Origin of the sequence: Paenibacillus sp. MAEPY2 (genome assembly GCF_000499205.1) — a bacterium.
Lineage (GTDB): Bacteria > Bacillota > Bacilli > Paenibacillales > Paenibacillaceae > Paenibacillus > Paenibacillus vandeheii.
This window is the reverse complement of the sequence record NZ_AWUK01000010.1, coordinates 229,792-255,813: the sequence shown is the minus strand read 5'-3', so window position 1 is coordinate 255,813 and position 26,022 is coordinate 229,792. Positions and strand designations below refer to the sequence as shown.

At 48.8% G+C, this 26,022-nt stretch carries 22 protein-coding genes; 6 read left to right on the top strand and 16 right to left on the bottom strand.

Annotated features, from left to right (window positions below; translation table 11 throughout):
• Positions 1-28 precede the first annotated feature (28 nt).
• Positions 29-469 (bottom strand): MarR family winged helix-turn-helix transcriptional regulator, encoded by a 441-nt coding sequence (locus P364_RS0108580; RefSeq protein WP_029880842.1) that lies wholly within the window; start codon positions 467-469, stop codon positions 29-31.
• Positions 470-677: 208 nt separating this feature from the next.
• Here P364_RS0108580 and P364_RS0108575 point away from each other — a divergent pair, with 208 nt between their 5' ends.
• Positions 678-1,118, top strand: a complete 441-nt coding sequence (locus tag P364_RS0108575) for a GNAT family N-acetyltransferase (protein ID WP_024629727.1) — start codon at positions 678-680, stop codon at positions 1,116-1,118.
• Between the two features lie 342 nt (positions 1,119-1,460).
• Here P364_RS0108575 and rlmN read toward each other — a convergent pair whose 3' ends face one another.
• The 10 genes from rlmN to P364_RS0108530 all read right to left on the bottom strand — a co-directional run bounded on the left by rlmN (position 1,461) and on the right by P364_RS0108530 (position 12,065).
• Positions 1,461-2,555: a 23S rRNA (adenine(2503)-C(2))-methyltransferase RlmN gene (gene rlmN / locus P364_RS0108570; RefSeq protein ID WP_024629726.1), complete on the bottom strand. Its 1,095-nt coding sequence runs from the start codon at positions 2,553-2,555 to the stop codon at positions 1,461-1,463.
• A 179-nt stretch (positions 2,556-2,734) separates the two neighbouring features.
• Entirely contained in the window at positions 2,735-4,099 is a 1,365-nt protein-coding gene (locus P364_RS0108565; RefSeq protein ID WP_024629725.1) for a sodium-dependent transporter, read from the bottom strand.
• Positions 4,100-4,187: 88 nt separating this feature from the next.
• Positions 4,188-4,322 carry an ATP-binding protein gene (locus tag P364_RS38590; RefSeq protein ID WP_328285953.1) on the bottom strand — a complete coding sequence of 45 codons (135 nt, stop codon included), beginning with the start codon at positions 4,320-4,322 and terminating at the stop codon, positions 4,188-4,190.
• 200 nt (positions 4,323-4,522) lie between these two features.
• Positions 4,523-5,635 carry an efflux RND transporter periplasmic adaptor subunit gene (locus P364_RS0108560; RefSeq protein ID WP_236642138.1) on the bottom strand — a complete coding sequence of 371 codons (1,113 nt, stop codon included), beginning with the start codon at positions 5,633-5,635 and terminating at the stop codon, positions 4,523-4,525.
• 27 nt (positions 5,636-5,662) lie between these two features.
• Entirely contained in the window at positions 5,663-6,532 is an 870-nt protein-coding gene (locus P364_RS0108555) for a carbohydrate ABC transporter permease (RefSeq protein WP_029880841.1), read from the bottom strand.
• Between the two features lie 18 nt (positions 6,533-6,550).
• Positions 6,551-7,453, bottom strand: coding sequence for a carbohydrate ABC transporter permease (locus tag P364_RS0108550; RefSeq protein ID WP_024629722.1), 903 nt, complete (start codon positions 7,451-7,453; stop codon positions 6,551-6,553).
• A gap of 24 nt (positions 7,454-7,477) precedes the next feature.
• Entirely contained in the window at positions 7,478-8,902 is a 1,425-nt protein-coding gene (locus P364_RS0108545; protein WP_024629721.1) for an ABC transporter substrate-binding protein, read from the bottom strand.
• Positions 8,903-9,219: 317 nt separating this feature from the next.
• Entirely contained in the window at positions 9,220-9,966 is a 747-nt protein-coding gene (locus P364_RS0108540) for a hypothetical protein (protein ID WP_024629720.1), read from the bottom strand.
• Positions 9,963-11,405 carry a sensor histidine kinase gene (locus P364_RS0108535; RefSeq protein ID WP_024629719.1) on the bottom strand — a complete coding sequence of 481 codons (1,443 nt, stop codon included), beginning with the start codon at positions 11,403-11,405 and terminating at the stop codon, positions 9,963-9,965. The genes P364_RS0108540 and P364_RS0108535 overlap by 4 nt, the downstream gene beginning before the upstream one ends.
• A 3-nt stretch (positions 11,406-11,408) precedes the next feature.
• Positions 11,409-12,065, bottom strand: a complete 657-nt coding sequence (locus tag P364_RS0108530; protein WP_024629718.1) for a response regulator transcription factor — start codon at positions 12,063-12,065, stop codon at positions 11,409-11,411.
• A gap of 190 nt (positions 12,066-12,255) precedes the next feature.
• Between P364_RS0108530 and P364_RS0108525 the strand changes: the two genes are divergently transcribed.
• A complete protein-coding gene (locus tag P364_RS0108525; protein ID WP_024629717.1) occupies positions 12,256-12,510 on the top strand; it encodes a hypothetical protein in 255 nt (84 codons plus the stop codon).
• Positions 12,511-12,791: 281 nt separating this feature from the next.
• Entirely contained in the window at positions 12,792-14,141 is a 1,350-nt protein-coding gene (locus P364_RS0108520) for a hypothetical protein (protein WP_024629716.1), read from the top strand.
• A gap of 75 nt (positions 14,142-14,216) precedes the next feature.
• Here the strand turns inward: P364_RS0108520 and greA are convergent, their stop codons facing one another.
• The gene (gene greA / locus P364_RS0108515; RefSeq protein WP_024629715.1) at positions 14,217-14,693 is read right to left on the bottom strand and encodes a transcription elongation factor GreA; all 477 of its coding nucleotides are present in this window, start codon (positions 14,691-14,693) and stop codon (positions 14,217-14,219) included.
• A 242-nt stretch (positions 14,694-14,935) separates the two neighbouring features.
• Between greA and P364_RS0108510 the strand changes: the two genes are divergently transcribed.
• The 3 genes from P364_RS0108510 to P364_RS0108500 all read left to right on the top strand — a co-directional run bounded on the left by P364_RS0108510 (position 14,936) and on the right by P364_RS0108500 (position 17,130).
• On the top strand, positions 14,936-15,808 hold the full coding sequence (locus P364_RS0108510) for an arylamine N-acetyltransferase family protein (protein WP_024629714.1): 873 nt from the start codon (positions 14,936-14,938) through the stop codon (positions 15,806-15,808).
• Positions 15,809-15,888: 80 nt separating this feature from the next.
• On the top strand, positions 15,889-16,575 hold the full coding sequence (locus P364_RS35185; RefSeq protein WP_081717943.1) for a 4'-phosphopantetheinyl transferase family protein: 687 nt from the start codon (positions 15,889-15,891) through the stop codon (positions 16,573-16,575).
• Between the two features lie 240 nt (positions 16,576-16,815).
• Positions 16,816-17,130 (top strand): hypothetical protein, encoded by a 315-nt coding sequence (locus P364_RS0108500; protein ID WP_024629712.1) that lies wholly within the window; start codon positions 16,816-16,818, stop codon positions 17,128-17,130.
• Positions 17,131-17,257: 127 nt separating this feature from the next.
• Here P364_RS0108500 and P364_RS37740 read toward each other — a convergent pair whose 3' ends face one another.
• From P364_RS37740 to P364_RS0108480, 4 genes are read right to left on the bottom strand one after another with little or no spacing between them, the layout of a single operon-like run.
• Positions 17,258-17,440 carry a hypothetical protein gene (locus P364_RS37740; protein WP_024629711.1) on the bottom strand — a complete coding sequence of 61 codons (183 nt, stop codon included), beginning with the start codon at positions 17,438-17,440 and terminating at the stop codon, positions 17,258-17,260.
• A complete protein-coding gene (locus P364_RS0108490; protein WP_024629710.1) occupies positions 17,437-17,673 on the bottom strand; it encodes an MbtH family protein in 237 nt (78 codons plus the stop codon). Before P364_RS0108490 ends, P364_RS37740 begins: the two co-directional genes overlap by 4 nt.
• A 12-nt stretch (positions 17,674-17,685) precedes the next feature.
• Positions 17,686-24,924 carry an amino acid adenylation domain-containing protein gene (locus tag P364_RS0108485; protein WP_024629709.1) on the bottom strand — a complete coding sequence of 2,413 codons (7,239 nt, stop codon included), beginning with the start codon at positions 24,922-24,924 and terminating at the stop codon, positions 17,686-17,688.
• Positions 24,921-25,970: an isochorismatase family protein gene (locus P364_RS0108480; protein ID WP_024629708.1), complete on the bottom strand. Its 1,050-nt coding sequence runs from the start codon at positions 25,968-25,970 to the stop codon at positions 24,921-24,923. The genes P364_RS0108485 and P364_RS0108480 overlap by 4 nt, the downstream gene beginning before the upstream one ends.
• Positions 25,971-26,022: the final 52 nt, after the last annotated feature.

The following is a 26,022-nucleotide window of genomic DNA, read 5'->3' as shown; positions in this document are numbered from 1 at the left end:
TTATAGCAGTCAAGGACAGAGATAGGATTTATTCAGATTGATCCATATAAGGCCGCCGGCCGCCCTTTTTGACAAATTTCCAATCCACCTCGATGTTGTGGCGCATCCGGCGCAATAGGTTCACGGCTGTCTCAACCTCCTCTTCCGTCAAGCCTTGAAGCGTCACCTGGTCCGAGTGAACTCCTTCTCTGCGGATAAACTCCCAGGCTTCAAGACCAGCATCAGTCGGATATAACAGCTTATTCTTCTTATTATCCAATGCAGATTGTTTGACAATAAATCCGTCCGATTCCAGTTTGCTGATAGCTCTGGCTGCCGTGGTACGATCGACTTTGATTAGTTCAGCCAGCTGGTTGGGAATAATGCCGGGATTCTCGCAAATGCGATAAAGATACAAATACTGTCCACGAGACAGGTTTAGATGCTGGAATTCCACGTTGCTGATTGAATCCAGACAGCGGGCAATCATGCCGATTTCACGCAGCACTTCTTTTTTTTCAGTCAATGTATCCACTCTCCATCTAGAATTGTTGCATTCGCAACATAATTGATGATATAACTAAATTGAATCAGTTCAAATTTTAACCATGATAACACATGGGACAGGTACACGTTCATGCTATGTACCAGTTTACCATGTCAGGATAGGATTACTATTGACTAAAGGGGAATATTTCATGAATACAACTATTGTTGAAGCTAATCGCCAAGATTTGCTCGACGCCTGCTTCGCCATACGTACCGCCATCTTTGTTGAAGAGCAAGGGGTGCCTGCGGAGGATGAATTTGACGCTTACGATGCACTGGATACAGAAGCTCGTCATATCCTTCTTTACGTGGACGGTGCGCCAGCTGCCTCTTCCAGACTGCGTGTAGTTGAAAATGTTGCCAAATTGGAACGGATCTGTGTCATGATCGATTATCGAAAACTTGGACTTGGTCGTGTACTAATCGATAAGCTGGAACAGATGGCCCTCGACCAAGGGCTGGACAAAGCCAAGCTGCACGCACAGGTACAAGCCTCCGGGTTCTACGAACGTCTCGGATATACGGCTGCCTCGGACGTATTTATGGAAGATGGCATTCCTCATCTGCTGATGACCAAAAAACTGAAATAACTACAAAAAGAATAAAGAGCATCCTCAAAGGTCAAGAACAAGACTTTGGATGCTCTTTTTGGGTTCTAAGGAGCCCAGCAAGTGTTATTATTGGAGATCCAGCCATTTTGAGAATGTAATGAATCGTATACACCTTATTTACTATTTTGCAGCCTACAATGCACCTTTTTCTGCGGTTTTATCGTAATAAAGTGGCTGAGATTCGTTAGCATTTCTAATTCGAGTAATTTCCCACAATAAGGTGTGGTGTGTTCGTTAGGAGTGCTCCACTTAGGAGAGCGTTTAATTAGCATTATCATGACAAAGAAGTCGGGCGTTAACCTGACTTCTTCTCTCACCTCTTTATCCCAAAGCCAGACGACCTGGCTGCGATTCATCGGTATTATTTTTCATCTGTTTACTACGCAGTTGTCCGCAGGCGGCATCGATATCGGTACCATGCTCCATGCGTACAGTGGCGTTGATATTATTCTTTTTCAATGTATCATAGAAGCCCAGAATAGACTCTTCGGTACTCCGCTGATACTGGCTATGCTCATCCACCGGATTGTACGGAATCAGATTGATGCTGACCATGCTCTTCCGGCTCGAAAGTAGTTCAGCCAGTTCGGCGGCATGCTCCCGCTGATCGTTGACATCCCGAAGCAAAATATATTCAAACATAATGCGTTTGTTCGTTGTCGTCAGGTAATAATCCACCGCGTCCATCAATTGCTCAATCGGAAAGGCGCGGTTGATCTTCATAATCTGTGTACGCAGTTCATTATTCGGTGCATGCAGCGAAATCGCCAAATTGACTTGCAGATTACTGTCGGCAAATTCCTTGATCTTGTCAGGCAGTCCGCTCGTCGATACGGTGATCCGCTTGGCCGCAAGCGCCAATCCTTTACGATCCTTAATCACTTCGATGAAGTCCGTCATGTTCTTGAAATTGTCAAACGGCTCGCCAATTCCCATCACGACCACATTAGTTACCCGCTCGCCTTGGCCAGCTGCATCAAGATACTGTTGTACATGCATAATCTGTTCTACAATTTCGCCACCGGACAGATCACGGCTCTTCTTGATCAGCCCGCTCGCGCAGAAGCTGCAGCCAATGTTACATCCCACTTGAGTGGTTACACATACAGTGAGACCATATTTTTGTCGCATTAAGACGGTTTCAATCAGATTGCCGTCCTGCATACGCAGCAGAAATTTCACCGTGCCGTCTGCCGATTCCTGCTTCACATGTTCACTCAGCGAGTTCATTGTAAAATGCTCGGAAATAACATCCAGACATTCCTGACGGACATCCGTCATCTCGGTAAAATCGTTCACACGCTCCTGATATAACCATTCCCAGATGCGGGAAGCACGGGATTTCTTCTGTCCATGCTCCGGCAGCCAGGCACGTAATTGCTCTAATGTTAATCCATATATGGATGATTTAATCATGTTATTGTCCTCTTTTCGCAAAAAAGCATATGGCTCATCGGTCCTACCCAAAAAACCTCTACTCTGTATTGTCCCAAAATTGACGAGGGAACACAAGGGCTTTTGCATTTCTTCCAAGAGGTTTTATCAATGGCAAATCTGCACAGTACCTTACTTCTTCACTTCCATTCCCAACCGTTTTAGAAGTGAATAATACCGGAGGTGTGCAGCAGAACCAGAAGCACCAGGATAGGTGCTACGTAACGCAGCATGAACAGCCATACCCTGAACCACCCTGCACGCAGGCCGGATGCTTCGGCAGCCTTTTTCCAGAAGTATCCGGCAAAAATAGTAACCAGCAATCCACCAACTGGAAGCATGATGTTGGACGCCACAAAATCCATCCAGTCAAACACATTTTTGGAGCCAATTTTCAGATCAGGCATCAACCCCAAGGAAAGTGCCGAAGGAAGGCCCACGAGGAAGACTGCAAGTGAAATGACCCATACCGCACGACTACGGCTCCAGGACAATCGCTCCATGAAATACTTCACCGGAACCTCCAGCAAGGATACAGCTGATGTTAATGCCGCTATCGCCAGAAGCACGAAGAACAATCCGCCGAACAGGAATCCAAGCGGCATGGCCGAGAACGCAGCAGGCAGTGCCACAAAGATCAACGACGGACCCTGATCCGGTGCAATCCCGAAGGAAAATGTCGTTGGGAATATGATCAGACCAGCAATGAACGCATATATCAGGTCACCCGCACCGACAGCAACGGTTGCTGCACCGAGCGATTGATTTTTATCAACATATGAACCGTATGTCACGAGAATACCCATACCAAGCGACAGGGAGAAGAAGGCATGTCCAAGCGCAACCAGGGCAGATTCGGTCGTAAGCTGTGAGAAGTCGGGGTTCAGGAAAAAGGATACTCCCGCTCCAGCTCCCGGTAAAGTTACCGCACGAATCATCAGAATCACGAGCAGCACCAGCATCGCCGGTATAAGGATCTTGTTAAACCTCTCAATGCCGTTGGAGACTCCTTTGACTACGATCAGGCCTGTGATCAGGACTGAAACCACTTGCCACACCAAAGGCATATAACCGCCCACAAAATCATCGAATTGTCCGGCAAAGTCGGTATTGTTATACAAAGTACCGCTGAAGGACGTCACTGCATATTGCAGCGTCCAGCCTGCAATGATGACATAAAAGGAAAGAATGATAAACGGCGTCAGTACTTGCAGCAATCCAGCCGCAAGCCACCCCTTTTGTCCACCTGCTTTAATAAAAGCCGTTGCTGCGCTTCCTCTGCCGCTGCGGCCAATCGCAAGTTCGGCCAGCAATACAGGCAGACCAATCAACAGAAGACAAACGATAAAGAGCAGGAAAAAGGCAGCGCCCCCGTTCTCTCCCGTAATATAAGGAAACTTCCACATGTTGCCCAGACCAACCGAGCTGCCAATGGCAGCCATAATGAATCCGGCTTGTGAGAAGCGTTCACCTTTGTTTGGACCGTCTTGATTCAAATTGGAATCATTGGACTTACTAAAATTCATTATATCTACTCCATCTGTTCTAAGTTTTTCCGTTATTATATAACAGTCATCCACTCAGGTCATTCGAAAATCGAAATTAATCGAAATGTTATTTATTTACAGGAATATCTACACTAAATGTACTCCCCCTGCCTTCTTCGCTTAACAAAGCAATCCGACCATGATGCGCCTCGACAATCCACTTCGCAATCGCAAGCCCAGACCATGCCCGCCCGGACCGCATGTACGTGATTTATCGCACGATAAAAGGGACGAAGAACCGATCCACATCCTTTGGGCTGATGCCTGCTCTACTATACCAAAAACAACTAAACTTACATTATCCCCCATTTGCCAAGACATAATTCCAGAAAAAAATAAGTCACAGTACCACCCGTTCAACGGGTGGTACTGTGACTACCAAAACATGTTGTTCCAGAATGTCTACATACGAATCTTGTTGCCCTCCTGCAAGGGTTCACTGCTCTCTATAATGATAGATTCCTGGTCAAACAGTCCGCCGGTTACGGCAGATAACGACGCATTGTCATCATCAACCGTGATATAAACTTTACGAACATAAAAGGCGTTGCCGAGCGGCCCGTCCTTTTGCTCAATGCCAAATACATATTTCTTGCCACCTTCATCATGAATGGCCGCATTCGGTACAAGCACCACATCCTCCAGCGTTTGGGTCAGATCAACCTGAGCTATATCACCTTCCTTAGCAGCAGGGTCTTGAATGGAGAGGATGAGCTTCCTCATGGGAACCGTGGAATTCCCATTCGCACTTTCCCCGATATCTGAATTCACAGGATCACCATCCTGAATGCTCTCGATCTGCCCCTTCATTTGTTTGGCTTCCTTGCCATTCACTTGCACATCCAGCTCATCCCCGGCCTTGAGCAGGGCAACTGCCGGAGTTGGCAATGATAGCTCTAACATCAAGCCCAGATCTCGATTAGAAATCATCACATCCGGTCCGCTGGAAGGAAAACCTTCCATTGCGTTAACTTTGGTTACTATTCCCGCAAAGGGGGCGACCAGCTTCGAATTCTCCTTTAGGCTGTCCTGCAGTTTCTGAATGTGCCGCTGCTGGGTCTCGATATCAATCTCATGACTTTTATAGGCGGTTGTTGCGTCATTGATTATTTTTTTATCCCCGCCTTGCATGGCCTCCATTAAGGCATATTGCAAACTGCCCGTGGACAGCTTTAATTTGGCGAGGCTTCCTTGTTCATCCTGAATCTGCAGTTTGATGTCCTTGCTGTCATAAGTGATCAGCGTCTGTCCTTTTTGCACCACATCGCCTTTCTTGACCGCCACCTTCTTCACTTTCCAGCCAGAGGTACTGCTTAGTTCAGTCTCCGCTTTCCATTTCAGAACGCCAATGCTCTGAAATTCATGACTCAGCACGCCGCGGCTCACCGTGACAAGCGCTACCTTCGGCAAGGTTAACGACATTAACGTATTGCTGAACAAGGTGAATAAGATCAGCAGCCCGAGAAACACGCCTGCGATTACAGCGATTGTTTTCTTGCGCCCTGCATGTTGCACTTCCAATGTGATCACCCCGTGAATAAACTACCCTTTAATGCCCGATAATTGAATACCTTCAATAAAATACGACTCCGCATATAAAAACAGCAATACCATGGGAGCCATATACAACGCAGATGCAGCGAACGCCACACCGCGGGCCCCCTCATTAATTCGCGACAAGTATAAGGACAGCGGCTGTTTGAAAGCATCCTCTAAAAAGATCAGCGGCTGCTCCACCATATTCCAGTTATCCACGAACAGCAGTACCGTCAAGGCCGCCATGCCCGGCTTGATAAGCGGAAGCATGATCGAGTAGAAAATCCTCAACTGTCCGGCCCCGTCCATCTTGGCTGCCTCAAGGTAAGAATATGGAATATGCAGCATGGACTGCCTCAGCATAAACACACCGAACGCACTGAATATTCCCGGCAAAATGATCGCAGATGTGCTATTCATCAGCCCCATCTTGTCCGCAATAATGTAATTGGGGACAAGCGTCACCTGAAACGGCATCAGCATCGTCATTAAGTATACAACGAACAGCTTCTCCCTTCCCCAGAAGCGGAGCTTGGCAAAGGCATAGGCTGCCAGTGAAGCTACAACTACCTGCCCGATGATGATCGGCAGCACGATAAAGACAGAATTCCAGAACATGTGCAGGAAGAGAGGTTTATGCAACAGCACTTCCCCATATTGGTTGAAAGAAACCCAGTCGGGAATCAGTTTCAGGTTAATAAAACCGTTCTTCTCCCCTGCAGCAACGTTGACCATTTTCCCAATAAGATGATAATTATAGTCAATTTCGCTCTCCGTCATGAAAGAGTTTGAGAATGTGATTAGGATTGGAAATAGCATGGCCAACGCCAAGATACTCATTACTACGGTCAACACTACTTTGCGAAATAAAGCCATTATGCCCACGGTCCTTCCTTATTCCATAAAGCTCCGGAAGCGGCGTTCTATCATCAGCATGAAGCTTACGAAGAGGAGGATACTAGCTACCATGAGCGCAGCTGCCGCCGTCAGCTTTTGTACATCCAGTGACATGAACATGTTGTTCATATAATGCTGAAGCATATAAATGCGATCATACGGATAATCGCCAGCAATCAGGTACGTCTCCCGGAACACTTTGAAGGAGTTAATGATCGACATCAGGACCACAATGAACATCGTTGGTGTCAAATAGACCCATGTGATATGCAGCCACTTATGCAGCCCATTCGCCCCTTCTATATCCGCAGTCTCATAATAATCCTTCGGAATACTTTGCAGGCCTGCGAGAAATAAAATAATGTTGTAGCCGATGTTCTTCCATACATACACCACCACCAATACCACCATGGACCACCCCGACTTCATCCAATCCACCCGTCCCATATGCAAATGCTGCAGCCACACATTCAGGGTTCCATTCCAATCGAACAGGATTTGCCACATCATCACGATCGAGGCTACCGGGACCACCAGCGGCAGTACAAACGCAGTCTGGAGCCAGTTCCGAATAAACAATCTCCGGTTGAGCAAATGCGCAAAGCATAGGGATAGCGCAATAATGAGCGGAACGCTTACTCCCGTAAAGAGCAGCGTGTTGGCGGCTGCATTGCGGAACGAGCCGCTGGAGAGCACCGCCTGATAGTTGTCGAGGCCTACAAACGTACCGTCGATGGTATTATCCTGGAAGGAATAGAGCAGCCCCGCGGCAAACGGAATGAGATAAAATACGGAAAATCCGATCAAGCTAGGTGCCAGGAAAAGTACCGCAGCCATCCACTCTTTACGTAGCATCCTGATTCCTCTGAAACTCTTGATCCCTTCATGCTTTCCTGTCATCTGTCACTCCTCCTTCCCTTGCTGCTACTCATTCAGATAAGTAGTTACCCTGTTCTGAATGAGCTTGGCTACTTCGTCAGCCGACTTCTGACCGGTGAAAAAAGCCTGTGCCTCTGCGGTGATGATCTCGTCAATCTTGGAGGGCTTGAATTGTAGCGGGTACGTCGCCCCGTTCAGGAATTTGTCCAAATCATCAATATCCTGCTGTGTGATTTTGAAGTTCTTGCCTTTCAACGGCCCGATCGGTTGATCAGACTGGATGGACCCTTTTTGAACCAACGCTTGCGCTTTTTTCGCATAAGAGGCTTTATTCAGCGGAAATCCGGTACCGTCGGGTGTGCTCTGCATTTCATCTGAGAGCAGAAACTTCATAAAATCCCACGCCTCGGCTTTTACTGCTGAACGCTCATTCAGCCCAATCGTCTGATAGGTTCGGAAGGAACCACCCGGATGCTGCGGATCGGCATTTGGACTCAAATAAAGCTTCGAGGTATAGGCATTGCCATCAGGAATGAATTCACTGATCCGCAACTCCCGGATATAATCCGATGGTGAGTTGATCTGGGCGGTGTTGAACAATGGGAAGCGTGCATCTGTACCGACTACTTTTTTATCGAACAACGTTTTTACCAGTTGAAGCAGGTCGGTAAAATCGCTGGATACAAAATTGGCGCTCCTCTGCTCCTGATTGACGAAGGTTGCATATCGTTCATTCACAAATTGCGTGGTCATATACTCTGGCACGCTTCTGCCCAAAGCATACTGGTGGTCCTTGTCGGCTCCTTTCGTCATAGCTTGGGCTGTCGTGATGAACTGCTCCCAGTTCCACTTGCTGTCATCGAATGTCACGCCACTCTTCTTAATCGCATCTTCATTGCCCACCAGACCATAGATAAAGAACCCGATTGGCACGCCATACATTCCACCGTTAACTTTCATCCCTTCCAGAATGTTAGTAAAATACTGTTCTTGTTTAAAATCAGGGTCATGGGCCATGATGTCCCCAAGATTGGCCAGCATCTTTTGCTTCACATAGTCGCCAGACGGCAGCTGATCCATCTCGATTAAATCGGGACCTTGTCCCGAGAGCATCGCCGTGCCCGTTGTTTTCACAAATTTCTCCAGGTTCTCTTCCAAATGTGCATCATCCGTCTCAACCGATCTCAGATCAATTGTAATGTTAGGGTGCTTGGCTTCATATTTTTTCTTAGCTTCTTTAAAGTAATCACTCGGGAAAAAGGTAGAGAACACCACGGTTTTCTTCTCCGTAGCGGAGGGTGCGCCCAAGCCTCCCGGCTGACCTGATGTAGACGCCGATTGATCCGTTGGCTGCTGGCCCGTCTTCACTTCAACAGCGCCGCCGGCGTTACTGTTTCCAGTACCCGCACTGCAAGCAGAAATGGTTAATACGAACATCGCTGCCAATATCATCAGCATGAATTTTTTCATAACGTAATCTCCCTTTCGGTTCTTTGATCGTATTCTTGGCTCCCCTTTGCCGGGTACTTTAACAGTATAGAGAACGGATATATCATAAGTGAGATAGAGTTATATAGAAGTTGTAAAGTTTGGAGTGCAGGTGGCAGTACGCAAAATCGAGTAGGCCCATGCGCAAGTGCATGGGCCTCTCACAGATCCGGTGCGGGTCATCGCATCCGGCTCCTTTCACTCCTTAGTCGATTGCGCTGCCAAGCGCACAAAAGGTTGATTCCAAGCCATATTCATGACTTTGAACCAACCTTCTATATAGATTAAGTTTAAACCCTCTACCGTTTGGAATTATAACTTAGCAGCGCCATGATATCCTTGCTGAAGCCTACGACTTTATTACTGCTGAAATTAACCACGACACAATATTTCAGGGTCTTGTTATCCTTGCTCGTATAATACAGCTCCACATTAGAACCCCAGCGGGTCATATCGAGCTGCGGGGTTAACTCAGTCAACGGATAGCTTCCATGTTCTTCTACAAACCGATCGGCAAGATCAAATACCTTTTCTTCCGAATTACGCGGCATAGCTCTGCTTCCCCGGTAGGAACGCAAAATCTTCAACACGTCGCCATCCTTGGCATTTAATACAATATCATAAGACTCCTCAGGAACCTCCGACGACGTCAATGTTACATAATACAGCCCGCCAGTAATCGCTTGGATATCGCTGGTGAACTGCATTCTTTGCTGGGACATGCCTTCCAAGGTCACCTGCCCGGCAATCTGACTGGTCTCTTTCAGCAGCTCCTTGAGTTTGTTCTGATCGACAGCCATAATCTCGAACTGCGCATGATCCACAGCCAGCTTTATGTTCAAAAATTTGTCCACCGCTTGTACGCTCAGTGTCTTCACCGCATCCTGGGACAGAACCCCTTCGTACTCGATCTCACTGTTCTTATGCTCCTGTACTATTTTTTTGATCATTACGGTATCCTTGGGAATACTGTTGAACCAGCCTTGGCATCCTGTCGCAAGCACCAGTATCGCTGAGTACAGCAAAAGCATCCTATATTTTCTCATGTACGTAACTCGCTTTCCGCAGCATGGTTCGACGCAAAGACAACTTCCACCGTTGTCCCTTGCTGCACAACACTGTTTACCCTTATGACAGCACCGTGTATACCGGCAACATTTTGACATATCGCCAGACCCAGGCCTGCGCCGTTACTGCTTCGTGTCCTGGATTTATCCGCCATAAAGAAGGGTTCGAATATTTTGCCCTGATCCTCCACGCCAATTCCGATACCCTGATCAATAACGGCAAAAATATAATTCCCGCCCCGCCAATACGTACGCAGTGCAATCGTCTGTTCCGGTGAAGAGGCTTTGAGCGCATTATCCACTAGATTGAAAATCAGTACCTTGATTAGATCGCGCTCCAGGGGCAGCTCCCCTTTTTCACAATCCAGCACTATCGCCACGTTCTTCTCCTTAGCCATGATCTCTACCGCTGGCTTTATCTCCGTAATCATCTCGCCGAGATCCTGCAACTCCATCTGAAACTGTTCCTTCTGCAACAAAATCAAATCCATCAGCTTCAGTGACAGCGACTCCAGCCGCTTCCCTTCGGAATAAATTACATTCAGACCGTCCACGAACAGCTCTTCGTTGTATTTGGTCGTCCGCAAAAAATTGGCATACCCGATAATCGAGGTCAGTGGCGTTTTTAGCTCATGCGTAAAATTATTGATAAACCGTTGCTTTTCCTCGTTATTACGCTCCAACTCGTTGATTTTATCTTCGACAACCTCCGCCATCTCATTGAAATTGGACCCCAAAATACCGATCTCATCCTTTGATTTCAGAGTGACGCGCTCCGAGAAATCCCCTTGGGCAATGACTTTCGCTGTGCGGTTCAGGCGGTCAATGGATCTTGTCAGCCCTCTGCTCACGAAGAACATAATCACCATAAACAAAAGACAGGCCGCCAGATCGACTTTGGCAAAAAAGCTGTACTGGTCTATCCGGTCCTGATATACCGCGGTAACATCTTTCATGTAGGTGAATACATATTTTTTATGATTAATATCTGTAATGTTCGAGGTAAACAGAATCGTCCGGGCGCCGATCTCCCGCAGAATAGAATGAATGCTGTCCTCATCCAGATTATCCAGTTCGCTCCGCGCCACGGGCATTGGGAAATCGGAGTTATTAAATACCGTACGCTGCGAATCATCCGTAATATCCATATAAACCAACTGATCACTGTTCTTATCCACAAATTCATTGGCAATACGCGTCAGGACCGTCTTCTCATAATCAATCGAATCATAGATTCTCAGAATCGGCACGATGGCATCCACGCTGGAATGAATGCTTATGTTCTGGCTTAGAGCCACGTTAATTGCCTGGCCCAGCATCTTGTTGTGGCTGCGTTCAATTACCAAAATGGAAGCAATGTTAAAGATAATGACAAATACGAGAATCGAGAACAGATATATTTTCTGCCAAAATTTCATCTATCAGTCCTCCAGCCGGTACCCGATTTTGTAAATCGTCTTGATCTGCTCCTGCAAACCTAGCTTCTTGCGCAGCGATTTGATATGCATGTCTACCGTTCGGGTCTCTCCATAATAATCGCCGCCCCATACTTTATCCAGGAATTGTTCCCGCGTCAGGGCGATATTCTTGTTCTTGAGAAGGACCACTAGCAGATCATACTCCTTCGGCGTCAGCTCCACTGGCGCTCCTTGAATCACGACTTCTCTTTTATCAAGATCCACTTGGACATGCTGAAATTCCAACACCCTGTCTTCATGACCATATCTGCGCAGCACTGTCTCTATACGAGCCAGTAGCTCAATCGCTTCAAAGGGCTTGACCATATAATCATCAGCACCCAGCTTCAGACCGTTTACTTTATCGTAGACCGAGTTTTTCGCCGTCAAAAAGATTACAGGGGTGCCGTAAGGCTTAATTCTCTCCATCAACTCAAACCCGTTCAGACGGGGGATCATCACATCAAGCAAAATAAGATCGAACTTCTCCCTCTTGAGCATCTCGAATGCCGCCAGACCATCATACACCTCGGTGGTGGCATAATTCATGAGGTTCAGATTCATCTTGATGATTCGAGATATATGAACATCGTCTTCAACGATCAGTATCTTCTTATTCATCCGCATCATTCTCCTGAACAATCATATCGTCGTAATTCTTAATAATCATGTAATTATATATAATTAGGAACGCAATTGCATAGCAACAAGGGGTTATCTAATAAGTCCCTTTTCAATTGCGAGTGGAATTTTTATGTGACCCACCGGGTCATGATCGCGGCTACCCGTCTGTGGTCTTCAGGCTGACGGTTTGAAGCATAAGTTTGAGATCGAGAAATTCTCGGGGCAAAAGCCCCAATTGATTCAAACATTCTCGCACTTCAGGATGGTCCGTGTCCAATCCATTGCATTTTTAAAAATACGCCAGTCTGGCAAGCTCACGCAAGCCAAAGTGGTTTCCATCAAGACGGATTTGACCAAACAGCTGAATAATTCCCTGACCAAAAAGGTGACGACGGTAACGACCACTTCAACAACGGCCAAAACGACTACCGCTTCGGCTTAGCGAAGGCTGCCCAATTGTCCGGCACATCCGTAGATGAGCTGCAAACCCAACTAAAAAACGGAAAAACATTAACGGCAATTGCTAAAGAAAAACATCAAGAGGGAGGGTCCTGTTCACAGGGCCCTCCCTTCGTCTATTGCATGAAATATCATTTCAATTCATGGGCATTCAGCAAACTTTAAGCTTCGTACCACACACATACGATCGAAAATTAATGCCTCTCTCATCTTGGTCGCCTATACTTGCACCAATCTCAATCGCCCATGCTGAGGAGGAGAATCATGAACACACTGAGCTACACAGATCCAAAAACCCGATGGAACAGGCGTTTCTGGCTGTATGCCGTTCTAATTTTCACCGGAGGTCTGCTGCTTCGGTTGTACCTTGGAACACAATTCAGGGGTTATGTCGGAGATCAGTCCCTGTTCGTTGATTGGATGAATACTGTTCACCAGTACGGTATTCGCGAATCATACCTGTTTGGCAAAGATCAGAACTACCCCCCCTTGTTTATCGTCATTCTGGGGTTGTATCGCTGGATACTCGATGGCCTGGGCATAACCGCCTCAGCTGGCAATCTGTCCATGAAAATACTGCCTATCGCCTTCGACGTCCTGTCCATGGCTGTCTTAACCCTCACCTTCAAACGACTGGGCTCTGGCGCATGTTTATTGCTGCTTGCAGTCCTTTCCTTCAACCCCGGTCTTTTGGTCGACAGCGCCATGTGGGGACAGATCGACATCCTGCACAGTACATTGATGGTATTATCTACCGTTCTGCTTCTAAGTAATCCTCTCTTGGCGGGTGTAATATTCTCGGTTGCCCTGCTAGCGAAGTTTCAGGCAATCGTCATTGCCCCGGTCATCGGTATTGTATTACTACGCCAGCTTTATCACAGGCAATTTCGCGGCATGCTTCTATTTGCAGCAGGATTAATGATTGCTACCCTGCCTGTGTTTCTCTATTTTGCAGCAAACGGAACCCTCAGTGCCATGCTGAACAATGCATACGGAAGCGCCGTTTATATGTACCCGCAGCTTTCCCTGAATGCCATGAATATCTGGTATCACCTGCTAGGTGATCCGGCAACAAACGATGCTACGGTATTGTTTGGCATAGTGACGTACAAAATGTTGGGGCTGCTGCTGCTTGCTATTGCTGTGGTTGGCGTATCAGCCTATCTGTTGTTAATCAAGGAAATTCGCATCTCATCTCTGCTCATTGCAGGTGCAGCGGTGAATCTCGCCTTCTTTATGCTGCCAACGGAAATTCATGAGCGTTACAGCATACCTGCTTTGCTATTCTTTGTTCTGGTCCCGTTCTTTGAACGTAAATGGATGTACGCAGCAATCGCCTTCTCCCTGACTACCTACGTAAATATTGCCATGATCATGAGCACAGGTTCTGGCGGTGACGTTGGCGCAGAGGAAGGACAATCCCTTATGGGTAGCGGGCATGGAGGTTTTGGCGGAGGACATGGAGCAGGCTTTAACATGCACGGATCTGGATTGACCAACGGTTGGATATACGGCATCGGCATCTCCATTGCGATGATCCATATCGTGATCCTGTTCTGGGTCGTGTATGTTATGACCTTTGAGGTTCTGAATGGACGGAAGAAACGCAGCTGAATATCAACCTATATGAACAAAAAAAGAGGTGCTGCAACAGCCACTCCCATGGTTGTCGAAACACCTCTATTCCGATTAAACTTTAATTTCAAGCAACTCATATTTGATAACGCCCATTGGCGCATTGACATGAATGACGCTGCCTACTTCTTTGCCCATCAGTTCCTTGCCAAGCGGGCTTTCGTAGGATATTTTGTTATCAGCAACATCTGCCTCGGCCGGACCAACCAGCATGTATTCAATTTTCTCGGCAAACTCAATATCATTAAGCAGAATGGTTGAGCCAATGCTTACTTTGTTCGAGTCGATATTGTCCGAAGTGATGACTCTTGCTTTGGTCAGCATTTTCTCCAGAATCAAAATGCGGGTTTCCATAAAAGCCTGATCATCTTTGGCTGAATGATACTCACTATTTTCCTTCAGGTCACCGTAACTGATCGCGAGTTTCAGACGCGCCGCCAATTCCTTACGCTTCACCGTCTTTAAATCCCTCAGTTCGTCCTCCAGCTTTTCCAAGCCTTCCTGTGTCAAAATCACTTCATCATTAGCCATTTTTCCATCTCTCCTAATCCTGCTTTCTATCTATATTCTAACCTATATCCACTCCAAACGGTTAACATACCAAGAAAAAGAAATAACGCTCCCAGTCATGGAAAGATGTGTATGTGTCTCTCTTAATTGTACCGGTACAATTGAAGCAAACTTGTATATTCATTTCAGTCGATCACTTTTACAATGAATTCAGGGCAACAGCAGTATATATCACGCCCACTACATGACTCGAGGTGATCTGGATGAATGTTACATTGACTCAACCTGAAATACAGGCCTACCTGAAACGGATAGGCATTAACGATATCAAGGAGCCCACACTGGAATTCCTGTCCGAAATCCAGCAGGCACACGTACAGCATCTATCCTGGCAGACGGTCGATATTTTTGCGGGTCGGCCTGCCGGCATCGATCTTCAAGAATCAATTCAGCTTATTTTGCAAGGGCGCAGTGGTTACTGTTTTCATCTAAATGGCGCATTCAGCGTTCTGCTTCGCTCTCTGGGATATACAGTGCAATGGCATCGTGCCGGAGTTCAGCCACATGGAGAGCAGCCACGTGTGAACTCGTTCCATCTCGGTCTGTCGATCTCTTTGCCAGATGCAGACCCCAATGTGGAACGTTGGATTGTGGATGTCGGTCTGGGTGGCATGCCCTTCGAACCGCTGCCTCTTCGTTACGGAACCTATGGATCAGCACCGTTCACATATACATTAATGCCCTCATCCGTTACTCCTGGCGGATGGAGACTTGAATATGAGCCCAACGGGCCAAGTGAAGGGGTCGACTATGATCCCGAAGTGCTTACCAGTCTGGAAGAGTTCATTCCGAAGCATCAATTCTACAGCCAGTCAGCCGATTCACCTTGGCATAACGCGTTTTTGCTCCGTCAGAGGGATGCTCTTCAAAGCACCGAGCTGCGTGGATGTATGCTCCGGACGCATGACCGCGAAGGGATCCGCAAAACGGAGATACAAACCTACACCGATTGGAAAGACGTATTAGCTGAGCGGTTTCATGAACCGTTGTTGAATTATACGGAACTGGAACGCAAACAAATGTGGGGTCGGGTACAGGCTGCACATGAGGAATGGAAAAGAACACAGCAGGCATGAAGCGGTATGGAGAGACCGGAGAAACCGAAGAATATAAAGGAAAGTCTGCAATGGATGCCGAATACATCGTCAGGTGATAAATGATGATAACGATTCATGTTCTACAAGTTCCGGCAGAATTGCCGGAGGCATACTGGGACCATTTTCTGTTGCACGTATCCGAGGAAAGACGAGCACAAGCTTCACGCTTTGTGCACCTGGCGGACGCATATCGCTCCGTTCTGGGTGAAGTGTTGACCCGTGTGACGCTGAGTAAGTTAACTGGCCTAAACCCGGGAGAGCTTTCGTTTACCCGTAACCAATACGGCAAACCTTCGCTCAGCAACTATGCTGATGTTCAATTTAATGTCTCGCACTCCGGCGATTGGATTGCTCTAATCTCTGGTGGTGATACTGATCTGGGTGTGGATGTGGAAAAAATATCGCCCATCGACATGAAGATTGCGGAGCGCTTCTTCTCTATGACGGAGAGCCAATTTCTGGCTGCAGAGCCCGCCGAGATACAGCTGGAGACCTTCTACCGTCTATGGACGCTGAAGGAGAGCTACATCAAGGCCGTCGGCATGGGCCTGTCTATGCCACTTGATTCATTCTCCATGATCCGCAATGCTGATGGGCACTGGCACTCGCCGGAAGCACCCTCTTATCCATTCCTCAGCATGCGACTGGATCACGAGCATATGTTGGCAGCTTGTTCCGCAGGCGAAGGTTTGCCTGCCCAGCCGGATTTCATCACAATTGAAGAGTTGTATCAGGCTTTATTATGAAGGAGGGGTTACAAACCTCTCCTTCCTTTTTACATTTTATCAATAAGTGCATTTATCCCTTTCCAAACCATAATTTTCAAAAAAAAATGATTAACATTCTGTCCAGTTAATGGTACTATAGGACCAAAAGGAAGAGAAATAGGTATTAAAGATCAGGTATTTATAACTAGATTCTACAGTACATACTTGTTAATGCTCGATTCTCTCTACCGATTCATTATTTTAGAAGGAAGTGGACAAATGCATATCTTTTTGCAAAACAATGCAGGTGTAACCAAAAACGTTAAAGTTGGTTTCAGCTGGACAACACTCTTTTTTGGCTTTTTCCCTGCGCTTTTCCGTGGTGATTTGAAATGGGCTGCTATCATGTTTTTGATTAGCGTGGCTCTTGGAGTCTTCACGGTAGGCATTGGAGCTTGGGTTAGTGGAATCGTATTCTCCTTCGTATACAACAAAATCTACATTAAAGAATTGTTGGAAAAAGGCTACCGTCCCGCAAATGCTGAGTCTCAAGCGGTTCTTGAGAGAAATCAAATTATTGCTCGAGCAGCGTAAGCCATAGAAACGAACGTAGGGAACATAGCAAAAATTGATATTTTAGATTCTTCTTGTAGATTTATGAACTAGCAACTACCTGTAAAATGGAAAATCCCTGGCGAACCCCGCCAGGGATTTTTGATATTCAATGGACTGCCTCTGTATACTCCTGATCTGAATGGATATCTTGGTCAACTGATTGAATCCCCGGCTTTTCACTGATAATTCGTCGTACTTTGTCCAAGACCGTTCCATCCATGGCCACCATAAACATCGCCAGAACGTAGACGATGCTGACAATTACCTTGGGATTCAGACCTATTTTCATCTGCTAGTCTCATGAATGGCTCCAGGCATGCCGGCTTCATTACAGAGGCTTAGAGGTTTCAGATCTGTCCATTGCTCGGCGATGTAATCAAGGCATATCCGACGCTTGGCTTTGCCCAGCATTAAGGTCCAACCCAAGGGTACTGTAAGGGAAGCAGGCCAGAGGGAGTATTGACCCTCCTCATTGATTAACACCAGATAATTGCTGTCTTCATATTCAAAAGGGTTGCTCATCGCCTTATCCTCCTATTTATGTTGAATATTACGCTTATTCAGAACCTCCAGCTTGGCAGCAAGTGTTCGGCAGATTTCTTCCAGCGGTCCAGGCTGGCAAAGGTCCTTGTGACGGCAAGCGATATCATGACGTTCCAATTGTCCTCCAATGTACGCATTCCACATTTCCGGTTCAATCGGGTCGAACCAATCAGGAATAATGGTGGAACGGAAGAAGATCAGATCCCCCTCGAATCGGGATGGCGTGTAGGCCCCCAAGATCCGTACGGAATTTTCATAGGTCCTCCGCAGCTTCATGATCGTCTCTTCGTCCAAACTCGCCAGCGCACTACCTTCACTGCGCAGTATGCGCATAGCTGTTGCCATATCCAAGGGTCCATCCCCAATACTGTCCGGATCATAGCCACCCAGTGCAAGCAATGCGGTTAACGCTTCTTCCTCATCCGGTTCTCCGCGAATAGGCAGATAATGGCTCGGATACGCATCCAGCATGGCGAGGAACTCTACTTCTTCTCCTTCGGATTGCAGCTGCACCGCCATAGCCTGTGCAACGTTGCCACCAAGAGACCAGCCCAGCAGACGGTAAGGTCCTTCAGGCTGTACCAAGCGGATATGGCGGATGTAATCTGCCGTCATATCTTCCAGTGTAGATGGAAGTTCCTCAACTTCGGCAATGCCTCTGGCCTGTAACCCATAGAGCGGATAATCCATGCCCAGATGTTTCATCAGACCGGCATAACACCAGCTAAGTCCTCCTGCTGGATGGACACAGAATATAGGCAGATGCTCCCCATGCGTTCTGAGGGGCAACAACACTTGAAGCGAGCTTTTCCCGGAATTTGAATCCATCTCCAATCGCTCCGCCAGTCCCGCTACAGTGGCTGTCTCGAACAAAATGCCGATGCCCGGCTCCCGGCCCATAGCCTCACGGATGCGACTCATCAGGCGCACAGCGAGCAGCGAATGCCCACCCAGTTCGAAGAAGCTGTCGTCAATGCTTACACTCCGCATGCCTAATACTTCAGCAAACAAATCACAGAGGATCTCCTCCTGCGGGTTGCGAGGCGCTCTGCCACCTGTCGTTAATTGCATCTCCGGTGCGGGTAGTATTTTGCGATCCAGCTTGCCATTCGGTGTGAGTGGCAGGCTCTTCATCACCACAACCGCAGATGGAACCATATAATCCGGAAGGCTGGCGGACGCATGACGACGCAAACTAGCTGATTCGGGCACCGTTCCTATCTCCGAAGCCGGAACGATATAAGCTACAAGGCGCTTATCCCCTGGCTGGTCTTCAAGGACGATTACAGCAGCCTGGGCTACGCTTGAATGCCTTGCCAGCACTGCTTCAATCTCGCCAAGCTCAATACGGAATCCCCGTATTTTCACCTGCTGATCCGCCCGGCCCAAATAATCGAGCGACCCATCGTGCAGACGCTTCGCCAAATCTCCTGTCCGGTACATGCGGGTGCCCGCCGGACCGTATGGATCAGCAACGAACCGCTCAGCTGTAAGATCAGGCCGATTCCAATAACCACGGGCCAAACCCGCTCCGGCTACATACATCTCTCCGGTTACTCCTGTCGGTACAGGCTCCAGGTGATCATCCAGCACGTATACCTTAAGATCCGGTATGGCGCATCCAATCCAGCTGCTCGCTCCTTCCGTAGAACTGCCAGCATGCAGTTCCTGGTAGCTGACATGAACCGTCGTCTCGGTGATGCCATACATATTGATGAGTTTTGGCGCATCATCAGCATGCCGTTCGTACCAGTCATCCAAGCGGCCAAGCTCCAGCGCCTCGCCTCCAAAAATCACATAACGGAGTGCAAGCTGCTGTCCCCAGGACGGATTTTCCCGGTCAGCCTGCATGAGTTGGTAGAACGCGGATGGCGTCTGGTTCAATACGGTCACCTTTTGCTCAGCGAGCAATTGCAGGAACGATCCCGGTGAACGGCTGATCTCATGAGGAACAACAACCAGCCGTCCTCCGTGCAGCAGTGGTCCCCAGATTTCCCAGACCGAGAAATCAAAAGCATAGGAATGGAACAAGGTCCACACATCACTCGCGTCAAAATGGAACCAGTGCTGCGTAGCATCCAACAAACGGATGACATTGGCATTCGGAATAACAACCCCTTTGGGCTTGCCTGTCGAACCCGAGGTATAGATCATGTAAGCCGGGCTCAGAGCTGTTACACGCCCATTACGTTCACTATCCGCAGGGTTTCGATCATCCATCATCCCCAATTGCTGCAGGGTATGCGAATCGTCCATATTAATACACTGAATCTCCGCTACCTGCGGAAGCAAGGTGTATACCTCTGTACTCGTTACCATGACTTTCGGTGCTGCGTCTGTCAGCATATGTGTCAAGCGGTCTGCCGGATAATTGGGGTCCAGCGGCAGATAGGCAGCCCCTGCTTTTAGCACAGCAAGAATGCCTACAACCATTTCAACGGAGCGAGGCAAGGCCAGCGCTACCATCTGTTCCGGTCCCACGCCTTGAGCAATCAGTAATCTGGCAAGCTGGTTGGCTCTTGCATTCAGTTCCCTGTAATTCAAAGTGATATCCTCGTAGATCAAGGCAGTCACTTCCGGTTGAGCTGCTGCTTGTATTTCAAAGCGCTCAGCTATAGTCAATTGCGCATCTTCACTTACCTTAAAGGACCATTCTTGTTCAAGCTGCGCCTGCTCTGTCGGAGTCACGACACGGAATCTGCTGATCGGTTCATCCATCTGCTGCACGGCATCCTCGAGCACCTGCATCAACCGGATCACGAGTTCGCCTGCGGTAGATTCCCGGAAGAGGTCCGCACTATATTCCAGCACACCTTCAATTCCACCCGGAGATCCGTTATGCTCACGCTGCTCTGTCAGCTCGAGTGTCAGATCAAATTTGGATGAACCCACACCATGCATGCGGGTTTCCGCTGTAACACCCGGCAGATCAAGACGAATATCCGGTGTATTTTGCAGTACAAGCATCACTTGGAAGAGTGGATGTTTGGAACGGGATCGAGGCGGGTTCAACACTTCAACCAATCGCTCAAAAGGCAGATCCTGATGTTCATATGCAGCCAGATCGACCTCCCGCACACGGGCCAGCAGTTCGCGGAATGTTGGATCACCTGAAGTGTCGGTACGCAGCACAAGGGTGTTAATGAACATGCCCACGACTTCATCTAACGCATCATCACTCCGTCCGGCAATCGGTGTTCCGATCGCGATATCCGTTCCTGCTCCCATTCGGGTAAGCAGCAAGGACAGTGCCGAGTGCAGCACCATGAACAGGCTGACTTTATTCTCACGTGCGGTTACCATCAATTGCTCATGCAGACGTTGACTGATCGTAAAAGGAACTGACCCGCCGCAGTAACTGGACACGACTGGACGGGCGTAGTCAGCAGGGAACGTAACCTGCTCCGGTAAATGCGTCAGCTGGTTAGTCCAGAATTCCATTTGTCTGGCAATCAGACTGTCCTGCTGCCTCTCATCCCCCAGCAATCTCTCCTGCCATACTGCATAATCGGCATATTGAATTCGAAGTGGCTCCCAAGCAGGGGCAGAACCCTGTAAGCGTGCCGTATAAGCCTCCGACAGATCGCGGATGAGCGGCGACAATGACCATCCATCTCCGGCAATATGATGGAGAAGCAGCAACAGCACATACTCATCCATGCTGGTTCTGAACAACTCGGCACGGATGCCCGGTTCAGTGGAGAGCTGGAAGCTGTAGCGTGACGCTTCTGTCAGAAGCTCGGGAAGCTCCTGCTCGGCAGCAGCGGTTACATTCAATTTCACTCTGACGTCAGCGGAATTCAGAATATGCTGGCTCGCAGAGCCCATTTCCGGCGGATACAGCGTTCGTAATGTTTCATGACGGTCTACAATATCCTGCAGGGCGTTCTCCAGAGCATCTGTATCCAGCTTCCCGGCCAACCGGGCAACCAGCGGAATATTATACGTCGGATTGGCGCCTTCCAGACAATACATGAACCACAATCTCCGCTGGGCAAAGGAAAGCGGAAGCTCACCCTGACGTGGAACAGGCTGAATAACAGGTCTCACCGATTTCGCCTGATCCAATCGTTTGGCCAGTCCTGCTGCGGTTGGGGCTTCAAATACACTGCCAATGGTCAGATCTGCACCAAACACATCACGGATACGTGATGTAATTCGCCCGGCCAGCAGGGAGTGTCCACCCAGTTCAAAGAAATCATCGTCAATGCCCACGCGACCAACACCCAGAATCTCAGCGAATAGACAACACAGAATTTCCTCCTGTGGTGTGCGCGCCTCCCGTCCATTGGCATTTGACATCAAAGTAGGCACCGGAAGCCGTTTGCGATCGATCTTTTTATTCGGTGTCAGCGGCATCTCGGGCAGCAGCATGAATGCAGAAGGCACCATGTAATCCGGCAATACATCAGCCACGAATGCTCTTAGTTCTGCCAGATCCATACGATTCTCCTGTTCAGACTCAGCCACTACATACGCTGCCAGTCGCTGGTTTCCCGGTTGATCTTCTCGAGCCATGACCGTGACCTGAGCTACACCAGGATATCTGGAGATTACTGATTCAATCTCACCCAGTTCAATCCGGAAGCCTCTAATTTTGATCTGGTGATCTGCTCGGCCTAAATAATCAATGGAACCATCCGGCAGCCATTTCGCCAAATCCCCTGTACGGTACATCCGACTGCCTGGCTGACTGAAGGGATTGGCTACAAAACGTTCTGCGGTCAGATCAGGTCTGCCCAAATACCCGCGCGCAAGCCCCTCGCCTGCGATATACAGTTCCCCTGCTACACCCGGAGGGACTGGCTTCAACCCTTGATCCAGCACATATAGCTGCGTGTTGCGAACTGGCCCACCAATCGACGGTTTCCCCGTCGCTCCTGTCTCCAGTGATGCAGCCGTGGAATAGATAGTCGTCTCGGTTGGACCGTACTGATTATTGACGTGACACCCCAGCTCCTGCAAAGAAAGCTTCAGTTCCTCCGTCAGTGCCTCTCCTCCGGTAATCACAGTTAGCCCATCGAATTGGCCCGGGCGGCTCGTCACCAAGGACTGCCATAACGTAGGCGTAGCCTGCATGATGGTTGTCCCCTGCTCCCTCATCTTCGCAGCCAGGGCTGCCGGATCAAGAATGGTCTCTTTGCGTGCAATATCCAGCCGCGCACCCGTCGTGAGCGGCAGGAATACTTCCAGTACGGATATGTCAAAAGCAATCGTAGTCACCGACAGCCAGTGGTCCTGTGGACCAACTTGTAATCTCCTCTTCATATCCTCAAGCAGATTCGCCAGCCCCAGATGGGTTGTGGCTACACCTTTGGGTTTACCCGTGGAACCTGAGGTGTAGATGATATATGAAGGATTGAGTAGAGAAGCTTCACTTGTAAGGTCATCAGCTTCGGGATTACTTCCAGGTTGGCGGCTCACTGCCAGAGCAGTAATCGGTTCATCCATTACCATAATGGGTACACTGGCTGTGGTTGGCAGACTGGAAACATGGTTCATCACCGTCACCACACAAGCAGGCTTGGCATCCTCCAACATGTAGATCAGCCGCTCTTCGGGATAGTCAGGGTCAAGTGGCAGATAGGCTGCCCCCGTTTTGTGGACAGCCACAATCGCAATGATCACTTCCAGTGAACGTGGCAGAGCGATGGCTATCATCTGTTCCGGCCCTGCCTGATATCGTTGTATCAATTCATGAGCCAACTTATTTGCCCGTTCATTCAGCTCCGCATACGTCAGGGATTCCCCTTCGAATGTCAGAGCCGTTGCAGAAGGCGTGCGGCGGACCTGCTGTTCAAACAGTGCTGCCGAATTGCTGCCGCCCGTCACCTCTCCTTTTCCATTCCATGTAACCAATACTTGCTCACGTTCGGCAGGGAGCAGCACATCAAGATTTCCAACAATCTCCGTCTCCATCCCTTCCTGCATCACCAGGTTCAGAAGCTGCATATAACGCAACTGATGGTTCAGCAGTTCGGAATCACTGTAGATGGACGGATTAGCATCAAAATCAATACTCAGCCCATGACCATGTCCCTGGTCCACGACATGAATGGACAGATCGTCCACCGGACCAGTGGACAGGTTGTGAATCATGCCGCTCTGCCCCGCAAAGTTCAATTCATGGTGGAATGGCATCACATTAATCATGGGTCCGAACAGACGACGATTCTCTCCAAGCAGCTTGAGATCACGCCGCAGATCCTGATGACGATAACGCTGATGCTTGCGTAACGCCCGAATCTCCTGCACAACCTGTTTCAGTAGCTCTGACACAGTCAGAGCCGACTCCACGTGGAGACGCAGCGGAAGCACGTTCATGACCATACCCGGAACCCGCAGGGATGTTGATCCCAACCGGCACATTACGGGCAGAGCCAGCACAACATCGGTCGCTCCTGTCATCCGGTGTACGTAGATGGCAGTTGCCGCTATGAACAGATCCGGCCAAGTCACACCGAACCTTGCCGCTACCGCCTGCATTTGCTCGCGCTGCGGCTGTGTAAGCAGACCGCTCCGTCTCAGGAAATAGGTAGATGTTCGTGGCGCCCGTTCCCCCAGACTGACAACATCCGGTTCATCGGCATATCGATCCATCCAAAACTGGCGATCCTGCTCTTTGTCTACTGAAGCATGATAATCCTCGTCTTCCTGAAGTACGGCCGTCAACGACCCGAACGACGCTACTTGCTGTGCTTGATCTGCTGCTTCTCCTCTTACACTTGCAGAGTATAGGCTGGCTACCCTGCGGGTAATCAGCGAAACGCCGTATCCATCAATCGCAATATGATGAATACGCTGGTACCAGTAATAACACTCATGGCTCACCTGGAACAATGCCTCCGTGAAAAGTGGGCCTGTCGCCAGGTTGACGGGATGGGCCAGATCCCTTTTCATCCAAGCCAGTGCTGCTGCATGGGGCTCCGCTTCCTTGCTCACGTCGATGACATGGAATGTCCAATGATCATTTTTGCTGTTCACAGACTGCCACGGACCTTGTTCATTTTCTCCATAAACCATATTCAGCGATTCTGCTTCCGAAACGGTCTGTCGCACACTCTCTTCGAATCGTCTGGCGTCTACGTTGCCCTGAATGACCACATACTCGGCGGTATTGTACATCGGATTGTCCGGATTCAACTGCTGAGCGAACCAGATACCGGACTGGGCAGAGGACAGGGGCCAAGCCGTGTTCCGACTGTGCGACGTATGCACGGCCCCGCTCAAAAGTAGTCTCCGTTCGGGAGCACATTCCTATAGGCCTTATCCAGCAACGCTGCCCATGCAGCCAATGTAGGCAGCTCCGCCAGATCCACAAAAGTTACCCCCGCTCCTTCCACACGAAAGCGCTCAGCCAGACTCATAATACGAATGGAATCCATTCCCCAGTTCTGAATCAGGTCATCATGCTCCCCAATATTCGCAGGCTGCTCCTGCAGCATCTCTCCAACCTGATTTCTCAATGCTTCCAGCGTCGCTTGGTTCACGCCATCACGACCATTCTGGGGCTTCTTAGCAGCAGATGCCGTTTGATGCTCAGTCTCTGAACCAGCCAGATGAGCGGGTGTAGCATAGGATTGTTCACCTTGCTCACCTGCCTCGGACGTTACGGCTCCTCCAATTCCGCCTGTGGAAGAATCATTTAGCGCCTCAAGCAGACGCCCGGTTGTCAATGTCACCGCACACCGTTCTGATGCATACGTCAGAGCCATGCGATGTTTTTCCGCCGAAAAATCGGCCACTGCATCAGCAACCAGAAACGCCTGAATATCTCTCATAAAGGCTTCGCAAGAGGTCATCAGACATCCGATATGAGCATAGATGCCACAGACGATCAGTTGATCGCGACCATGCTGCTGCATCAGTTCAAACAATTCTGTCTTTTGGAAGGCGCTGTATCGCCATTTGGTCATGAAGGTATCTTGCGGAGCGGGTGTGAGTGCTTCAATGATTTCTTTTTGCACAGGTCCTCCATCAATCCCCGCGCCCCAAAAATCCAGCTGTAGTCCGCGCTGCTCCGGTGTCTGTCCGCCCGGTTGTGCGGAGTAGACCACCGGAATGCCAAGCTCATGACACTTCGAATGAAGTTGTGAAATATGATCGATCAGCTCCACCACAGGGGATTGCCCTGCCGTAAAAGCGTTCATAAAATATTGCTGCATATCGTGAATCAGGAGTACCGAGCGCTTCGCATCCGGCGTCCACGTTACCTTGTTGACGGGAAGCTCCGACTCTACAGGCATTGCATAGGGTTGAATCTTTGGAAGTGCCATGAATATCCCTCTTTTCAGCTTTATTTATTACAATCATGTTCATCGTTGTGCT

Excerpts from the sequence above, each read along its gene's own strand:
- P364_RS37740 (WP_024629711.1), bottom strand. The coding sequence starts at position 17,440 with ATGAAAATAGGTCTGAATCCCAAGGTAATTGTCAGCATCGTCTACGTT.
- P364_RS0108575 (WP_024629727.1), top strand. The coding sequence starts at position 678 with ATGAATACAACTATTGTTGAAGCTAATCGCCAAGATTTGCTCGACGCC.
- P364_RS0108500 (WP_024629712.1), top strand. The coding sequence starts at position 16,816 with ATGCATATCTTTTTGCAAAACAATGCAGGTGTAACCAAAAACGTTAAA.
- P364_RS0108490 (WP_024629710.1), bottom strand. The coding sequence starts at position 17,673 with ATGAGCAACCCTTTTGAATATGAAGACAGCAATTATCTGGTGTTAATC.
- P364_RS0108510 (WP_024629714.1), top strand. The coding sequence starts at position 14,936 with ATGAATGTTACATTGACTCAACCTGAAATACAGGCCTACCTGAAACGG.
- greA (WP_024629715.1), bottom strand. The coding sequence starts at position 14,693 with ATGGCTAATGATGAAGTGATTTTGACACAGGAAGGCTTGGAAAAGCTG.
- P364_RS0108565 (WP_024629725.1), bottom strand. The coding sequence starts at position 4,099 with ATGAATTTTAGTAAGTCCAATGATTCCAATTTGAATCAAGACGGTCCA.
- P364_RS0108530 (WP_024629718.1), bottom strand. The coding sequence starts at position 12,065 with ATGAATAAGAAGATACTGATCGTTGAAGACGATGTTCATATATCTCGA.
- P364_RS0108480 (WP_024629708.1), bottom strand. The coding sequence starts at position 25,970 with ATGGCACTTCCAAAGATTCAACCCTATGCAATGCCTGTAGAGTCGGAG.
- P364_RS38590 (WP_328285953.1), bottom strand. The coding sequence starts at position 4,322 with ATGCGGTCCGGGCGGGCATGGTCTGGGCTTGCGATTGCGAAGTGGATT.
- P364_RS35185 (WP_081717943.1), top strand. The coding sequence starts at position 15,889 with ATGATGATAACGATTCATGTTCTACAAGTTCCGGCAGAATTGCCGGAG.
- P364_RS0108540 (WP_024629720.1), bottom strand. The coding sequence starts at position 9,966 with ATGAGAAAATATAGGATGCTTTTGCTGTACTCAGCGATACTGGTGCTT.
- P364_RS0108535 (WP_024629719.1), bottom strand. The coding sequence starts at position 11,405 with ATGAAATTTTGGCAGAAAATATATCTGTTCTCGATTCTCGTATTTGTC.
- rlmN (WP_024629726.1), bottom strand. The coding sequence starts at position 2,555 with ATGATTAAATCATCCATATATGGATTAACATTAGAGCAATTACGTGCC.
- P364_RS0108580 (WP_029880842.1), bottom strand. The coding sequence starts at position 469 with ATGATTGCCCGCTGTCTGGATTCAATCAGCAACGTGGAATTCCAGCAT.
- P364_RS0108555 (WP_029880841.1), bottom strand. The coding sequence starts at position 6,532 with ATGGCTTTATTTCGCAAAGTAGTGTTGACCGTAGTAATGAGTATCTTG.
- P364_RS0108550 (WP_024629722.1), bottom strand. The coding sequence starts at position 7,453 with ATGACAGGAAAGCATGAAGGGATCAAGAGTTTCAGAGGAATCAGGATG.
- P364_RS0108545 (WP_024629721.1), bottom strand. The coding sequence starts at position 8,902 with ATGAAAAAATTCATGCTGATGATATTGGCAGCGATGTTCGTATTAACC.
- P364_RS0108520 (WP_024629716.1), top strand. The coding sequence starts at position 12,792 with ATGAACACACTGAGCTACACAGATCCAAAAACCCGATGGAACAGGCGT.